The sequence below is a fragment of the Brenneria alni genome (assembly GCF_003666245.1).
Lineage (GTDB): Bacteria > Pseudomonadota > Gammaproteobacteria > Enterobacterales > Enterobacteriaceae > Brenneria > Brenneria alni.
Genome location: NZ_MJLZ01000036.1, coordinates 41,494 through 47,918 on the forward strand (window position 1 = coordinate 41,494; position 6,425 = coordinate 47,918).

A 6,425-nucleotide genomic window follows, 5' to 3' on the forward strand; every position below is an offset into this window, starting at 1 on the left:
TCTTATCCCGTTGATAACGCCTGATAAATATCAGGCATCCTGGTTTATTTTTTGGGCGGCCCCGAGAGCCGCGAACCTGACCGCGTGGCGCACGCCTCCCGTTATGTCGGCTCCTTCTGCGGCGGGGTTGTGGTGGTCGGCGGTTGCGAAATGGCGTACTGCGCCGCCGGGTTTTGCTTGATAGGTTGGGTTTGCGCATCGGTCAGGAAATCAATAACGCGCATAAGGGCTTCGGATGGCGGCAACCGCCGCACCTGGGTATGAATGCTATATTTGGCGCGCGTGTCCGTTGCTCTGGTCTGTGCCGCTTTATGAGATACGCGCCCCGTTATATTGACCTTAAATGGCCCCCATCCTGGTGCGATGGACAGATCGCCTGCGTCGTCGTTATCGTTGGCTAGCGCTTCGCTTTGGGTGACTTCAAGCTCGAAATCGATGGTTCCTTCTTCGATAGCCATGATCGGATGCGCAATCGCCGCCATAAGCGGTATACGCATGGTTTTCTGCGTCACACCTTGCGATACGCCACGTTCATCAACCAGCGTTTGGTCATAATCGAACTGTATCGTGGTGGCTTTATTGTCTTGAATACAGACGGACAGAAGAAAATCGGCATAAGCTTTACTGGCCTGCACTTGTGCCTTGATCATTGCCTGCAATGGACCGCTGATCATATTTTCCAGTGGTAATGCATTAATAATAGAACCGGTAAATTGCGAATCCATAATGGTTCCTCTGTTTCTCTGATAAATAAGGCATGATGGCGTGTCGAAAAAAGATAGCAAAGCGCAAAACAAAGAAATATCCGCCAGGATGCGGTAAGGGTTTCGTAATCCGGCATAGTCTGTTTGGTATATAGGCAACAGCCCAATTTATTTGTTAAATCCTTATTCAGGCATAAATTTTATATTGTATGCCGTACACAATATTCATTCCCAGCCATGCGCGATAAAAGATATTTACTCGCATTTTCAGCATTCGCTTACGAGTAATATCAGCGAAAACCGTTAATGGAAGGCGAATCAGCAATACTCGCCCCAGGCGTTTCCTGAAATAGAGAGAAAGATACTGATGAAAAATAGCAAACCGGTCTTCGACACGATCTCTGAATGGTCAATAAAGGTGCCCGATCAGGTGGCGGTCAATTTTGGCGGGCATACATTGAATTACCGTCAATTAGAACAGCAGTCGTGTTTACTGGCGGATTATTTATTTTTGAATTATCCGGCTAATGGCAAAGGAAGAATAGCCGTTTATCTGGAACCCGGTTTAATGATGCCGGTGGTGTTGCTTGCCATTCTGAAGGCAGGCTATACCTATGTGCCGCTCTCTCATTTTCACCCCATAGAAAGGATCAGGCAAATTCTCGATGACGCCTCCGCCTTTCTGCTTCTTTCTACCCGCACAATGCTGAATAGTACCCGGATCGACAACGATTTTCCCGCCACGCTGGCATTAGAGGATATCCACTATCCCATACCGCCTTATTCAGTGACCTTGCCGACCGTCGACAATAATGATCTGGCGTATATTTTATATACATCCGGTTCTACCGGCATACCGAAAGGGGTTGCCATCGAGCATCGCAATCTCAGTTATTATCTGGGCTGGTTTAATGACGATATATGGCCGCAGACCGGCGCGGTATTGCCCTTGACCTCGTCTCTCAGTTTTGCCGCCGCCGTTACACAATTGTACGCCCCGTTATTGCGGGGCGATACGTTGCACATTTTACCGGCCGACAGCCTGAATGAACCGGCGGCGTTACTCGGTTGGTATCAACAGCACCCGGACGGCGCGCTCTACTGCGTCCCCACCGTTTGGGATGAACTGTTGAATTATCAGGCGGGCTCTCGCCCTGCCGCCGCTTTGCCTAAAACCGTGTTCCTCTCCGGCGAGCCGGTCTCTTTCGATCTTAAAGAGCGGACTTTCAGGCAAATCCCCGATGTGCGGCTATTTAACCTCTACGGTCCCACGGAAACCACCGCCAACTGTTCATTCAGTGAATTGGAGAAAGGCAAAGTTGTGACGTTGGGCCGGGCATTGCGGGGCAGCGAAATTCTGATCATGGATGAAAATTTACAGCCTGTGGCGGAGGGGGAGGAAGGCGAAATCTGCGCCATAGGGGACGGTGTCGCACGTGGCTATATTCATCGTGAGGCGCTCAACCGGCAGCGCTTCTTCACGTATCGTCGAGGGGAGAACCGCTATTGGGGACATCGTACCGGCGATCTGGGCAAAGTGACGCCGCAAGGGGAAATTCTCTATCTGGGCCGCATCGATCGTCAGATCAAAATCAATGGCATACGCATCGAACCGGAAGAGATAGAGATCGCCTTGCGCCAGCATCCCGACATTGATAAAGCGCTAGTGCGTCCCATTCAGGAAAGCGATGGTCATCAACGTCTGGCGGCATATCTGGTGAGTCGTAACCCCGAGCTTCCAACTAACGATATTCGTCGTTTTCTGCAAAGTAAACTGCCGCGCGCCATGCTCCCGGCGTATTTTATTATGTTGGAAAGCCTGCCCAAATTACCCAACGGCAAATTAGATATTCAGCGCCTGCCTGTGCCCTGTGCGCAGCGTCCTGAACTGGGGTATCCCTTCAAGGAAGCGGCTAATGAGCTGGAGCAGGAACTGATTGATATCTGGCAAGAGGTACTCGGGTTTCGCGAGGTGGGAGCCAACGACGACTTTTTTGAACTGGGCGGCGGCTCCTTGCAGGCAATGAAAGCCAGGCTATTGATTCGAAAACGGTTATTTAGCGATATTGATTATCCTCTGTTTTTCAATAATGCGACGCCGCATTTGCTTGCCTTCATTGTGCCCTACTATGTCAACGACGATGAACCCTCCGTCAATACGCATAAAACGGATATTGACGATTTTGCGCCGTCATCCCATCAACGCTATTTTCTGACCGTCGATCAGCTTAGTCCCGACCCTTCCATCTATCAGTTGGCCTTTCGTCTGACGATAGAGGGAGCCCTTGACGACGCGGCGGTGGAATGGAGCCTCAAGCGTATTCTGGCAGGCAACCCGGTGCTTCGAACCCGCTTCGATCTGGACAGTACTGCGTGCTTTGAAGGGTATTATGCGCCAGAAGCGATTCCGCTTGTCAGGCTGACGGGCATTGTCGCGCATCGCCTGGCGAACACGTTAAGCGACCGGGAGCTTCTGACGTTGGCAGGCACCGCGGATATGGACCTGGAGAAAACCCCGCTGGTGCGGTTTCAACTGCTGTCGTTGACGGCGCAACGGCATATTCTGCTGGTGCGTGCGCACCATACGGTATTCGACCATGATTCTATTGGCTTGTTTTTCAATCAGTTTACTGATTATCTCCGTGCTTATGCCGCCGGAGATCGCCATTACAGGATAAACAGCGCAAAACATTATCGGCACTATCGTCAACAACGGCATCAGCAAATTAACCCCAACCGTTATCCGCAGGAACGCGCATTCTGGCGAAATAAGCTGGCTGATGATCTGCGGGCGGGGGCTGACGCCAGCGCGTTTCCCTCCATGGTCGATCAGGAGGGGGAAAACTACTGGTGTATCCTGTCAGAGCCGCTAAGTCTGGCGATAAAAAGGTATGCGCAAAAGCATCGAACCACCGCGTTTGTCTGCATGCTGACTGCCTTTAATCGGCTATTGAACCTCACGACGCGTTATCACCATATCCCGATTGGCATCCCGGTCTCCAATCGTATGTTGTATGAGCATGCCGCAACGATAGGCTGTTTTGTCAACATGGTGACCTATTATGACGCACCTAACCTTGAGGACGATTTCGCCGTGGTATTGGCACGCAGCCAGCAGAAAATCCATGCCATTCTGGATAATCAGACCATGCCTTATGATGAGTTGGTCAATGATTTACGCGCCGCAGGCGGGGTAGATAGGCTACGTTTTCCGGTCAGCTTTAACTATCTGACGGCCATGCCGCCGGCAGTGCGCATAAATAGTAGCGAATATCGGATTACGGATATCGCCAATAAGCAGGCGCGGTTGGACTTAACGCTGTCTGTTTATGATGAAGATGCGCTGGCGCTCTGTTTTAACTATCGTAAAAATGCATTCAGCGCGGACGACATCGCGACGTTCTCCAGGCATTACCACCAATTATTAACGGATATCGCGCAGCTGCGATAACACGATGATAGGGGAGCGCGGCAGTCGGGCGCCTCCCCTACCGCTGTTGCTGGCGAGTGATTGGAGAGTAGAGTGAGGAAGGTGCGGAGCCTGGGGAGAGACCACGTCGTGAAGGGGGGAGCGGGTGCTGGACGTACATGCGAGCGATCGCCGTTGCTCTCGCTCTGATCTTGAATAATGCGGTGTTTTGGTAACTGTGCCGTATCACGATTAATGTACCGGAGGGTCTTTGTCCTTGAGCGTTTTTTGCGGCGGGGCGTTTCGTCGGCGAACGCTTTTAGCCGCTTGTTTCAGTTCTGTGGCCACATCCAGAATGTCGTTACCCTCCCGATTGCTGAAGAAGTTTGCCAATAATGTGATGAGGCCAACACTGATGGCACCAACCAGATAACCCAATCCAATGGCATTTTCTATTTGGTTTATATTGATATGTATTATTTCAGAAATAATTCCCACTAATGAAAATGCGGAAGAAATACTGATAATAATAATGATTAATAACGCGATGATTTTGTCATGATTATTCAGCTTCTGTGGTCGCCAAAAAAAAGAAATACTGAGTCCGCCGAATAGACCTGAAATCGCCGCGACAATATCGCTGATAAGAATGTCATATAATACCGATGAGCTTGAAAGTTCCATGATATCTCCATGATAATTTGTGTTTTATATATCGGGGTGTTTTTTTAACCATAATCCTGCACGGTGCGAAAGCGCAGTTTTTGATGGTTTGGCTAATAACGGTAAAAGCATGACCATCGGAAGTTGATAAATAAATCCGCTGGCATATTGACTTATCCTATATAGTCGGCAGGTAATTTCTGCGATGCGCGTATCGGTTAGTTTTCCCCCACGGGCTCAGGAAGCAAAAAAAGCGTGCGTTCTGCTGCTCTGCGATGAAGGAGCCCTTCCACGGTTTGTTTCCCATCTTTATCCCAGCGTAAAAACTGATCGGCGCAGGCGGCATAGTTTCCCTGGTTAAGCAGGCGTAATAATGTTGAATGCTCAAGATTTTCTACTCCCAGGTTGTAGGTAAATGATGCTAACGCATCAAACTGATTACCGTTAAGATCCACATCGACATAACAATGAATCCCGGCTTCCGCCCTCTTCAAGTCCTGACGTAGCAACATTTCGGCTTGCTGAAGCGTGATCTCTTGGTCAAAGTTTTCATCCGGTAATATCAAATGCCCATACCCAATGGTTGGTTTACCTGCGGTATCAAGGTACTTGGTCAATCGCAGCCCTTCGAAATGTTTAATCAGAGTGATGCCCGCGGCGCCTGTCGTTTCTGGGATATTAGCCATTGCTTTTTATCTCTGTGATGGTTTGGGGGAGAACGAGATGGGTATACTCGTCAATTAAACGCATAATGCTTTCTGGTGGTTCGAGAACGACGAACTGCATTTCTATATCGATATGCTGACTATTTCTTCCTTTATTGTTTTTGCCAGAGGGCGACACACTCAGGTGAAAATTACTGATCGCGTGATTGTCCAGAGGCGGTTGGATTTCGTCCTGATGAACAGAATCGGCTCTCACCGTCATGTTCACTTTCATTTTTTCCAGCATCAATCCGCGTGGCGTGGAAAGGGCAACCAGAGGGAGTTCAATATGGCGCTTGCCATCCAGTCGGATCGCGATGGTTTTTGGTGTTAAAGCACCATCTGATTCATGTTCGAAAAAGGGATCGAGCGCTTGTTTATATTGATGGGCAATAAGTTCATTCGCCGCAGTGGCGGCGTGCTGCATACCGCGCGTAATAGCGGCTAACGTAATGGGACCCGATGATATTGCCTGTTCTTTTGGTTCATTGTCTTGCGGGAGAGGGTTATTCGCTTTATTTCTTCCTGTTAGCCAGCTTTTAAATGACATGTTTTTCTCCTAAGTAATGTTTGCTACAAAAAGAGAATACTCAATGCATAATGCTGCCTTGAATGAAATGGTATTCTCCTGCTGTAAAACTTAGCGGCGAATAAAAAAAACGTAAATCCGCCATTATATTTATAATCGTCAGGTATGTGTCATAGGCTATCGGAGAGATGAAATAATCTTTTTTCTATGATGGCGCCAAATCTTTATCGGGCTAAAAAACACCCAAAAAAGATCTGAGTTAACTTTTCCAAGTTAACTATCTGACTCGTAAACACATCTTGCTCTTCCTACGATCGATCTGTTGTGGCTCTCGGGGGTCGCCGTACCATTAGAAAGAGAAGGATAGCAGGACGGGTCGCGTGTCAGTGCAGTGATAGATGGATACTAGAATGTGA

The 6,425-nt window shown here is 49.0% G+C and carries 5 protein-coding genes; 1 reads left to right on the forward strand and 4 read right to left on the reverse strand.

Annotated features, from left to right (window positions below; genetic code table 11):
• Positions 1–101: 101 nt before the first annotated feature.
• Positions 102–725 carry a DUF2589 domain-containing protein gene (locus tag BIY29_RS14970; RefSeq protein WP_121575893.1) on the reverse strand — a complete coding sequence of 208 codons (624 nt, stop codon included), beginning with the start codon at positions 723–725 and terminating at the stop codon, positions 102–104.
• Between the two features lie 346 nt (positions 726–1,071).
• Here BIY29_RS14970 and BIY29_RS14975 point away from each other — a divergent pair, with 346 nt between their 5' ends.
• Entirely contained in the window at positions 1,072–4,155 is a 3,084-nt protein-coding gene (locus BIY29_RS14975) for an AMP-binding protein (protein WP_121575894.1), read from the forward strand.
• A gap of 210 nt (positions 4,156–4,365) precedes the next feature.
• Here the strand turns inward: BIY29_RS14975 and BIY29_RS14980 are convergent, their stop codons facing one another.
• The 3 genes from BIY29_RS14980 to BIY29_RS14990 form a co-directional block, all read right to left on the reverse strand.
• Complete coding sequence (locus tag BIY29_RS14980; RefSeq protein WP_121575895.1) at positions 4,366–4,797, reverse strand: hypothetical protein; 432 nt, start codon at positions 4,795–4,797, stop codon at positions 4,366–4,368.
• A gap of 197 nt (positions 4,798–4,994) precedes the next feature.
• Positions 4,995–5,462, reverse strand: a complete 468-nt coding sequence (locus BIY29_RS14985) for a lysozyme (protein WP_121575896.1) — start codon at positions 5,460–5,462, stop codon at positions 4,995–4,997.
• Complete coding sequence (locus tag BIY29_RS14990; RefSeq protein ID WP_121575897.1) at positions 5,455–6,030, reverse strand: DUF2589 domain-containing protein; 576 nt, start codon at positions 6,028–6,030, stop codon at positions 5,455–5,457. Before BIY29_RS14990 ends, BIY29_RS14985 begins: the two co-directional genes overlap by 8 nt.
• Positions 6,031–6,425: the final 395 nt, after the last annotated feature.

Coding starts and splice junctions, on each gene's coding strand:
- BIY29_RS14970 (WP_121575893.1), bottom strand. CDS start 725: ATGGATTCGCAATTTACCGGTTCTATTATTAATGCATTACCACTGGAA.
- BIY29_RS14975 (WP_121575894.1), top strand. CDS start 1,072: ATGAAAAATAGCAAACCGGTCTTCGACACGATCTCTGAATGGTCAATA.
- BIY29_RS14980 (WP_121575895.1), bottom strand. CDS start 4,797: ATGGAACTTTCAAGCTCATCGGTATTATATGACATTCTTATCAGCGAT.
- BIY29_RS14985 (WP_121575896.1), bottom strand. CDS start 5,462: ATGGCTAATATCCCAGAAACGACAGGCGCCGCGGGCATCACTCTGATT.
- BIY29_RS14990 (WP_121575897.1), bottom strand. CDS start 6,030: ATGTCATTTAAAAGCTGGCTAACAGGAAGAAATAAAGCGAATAACCCT.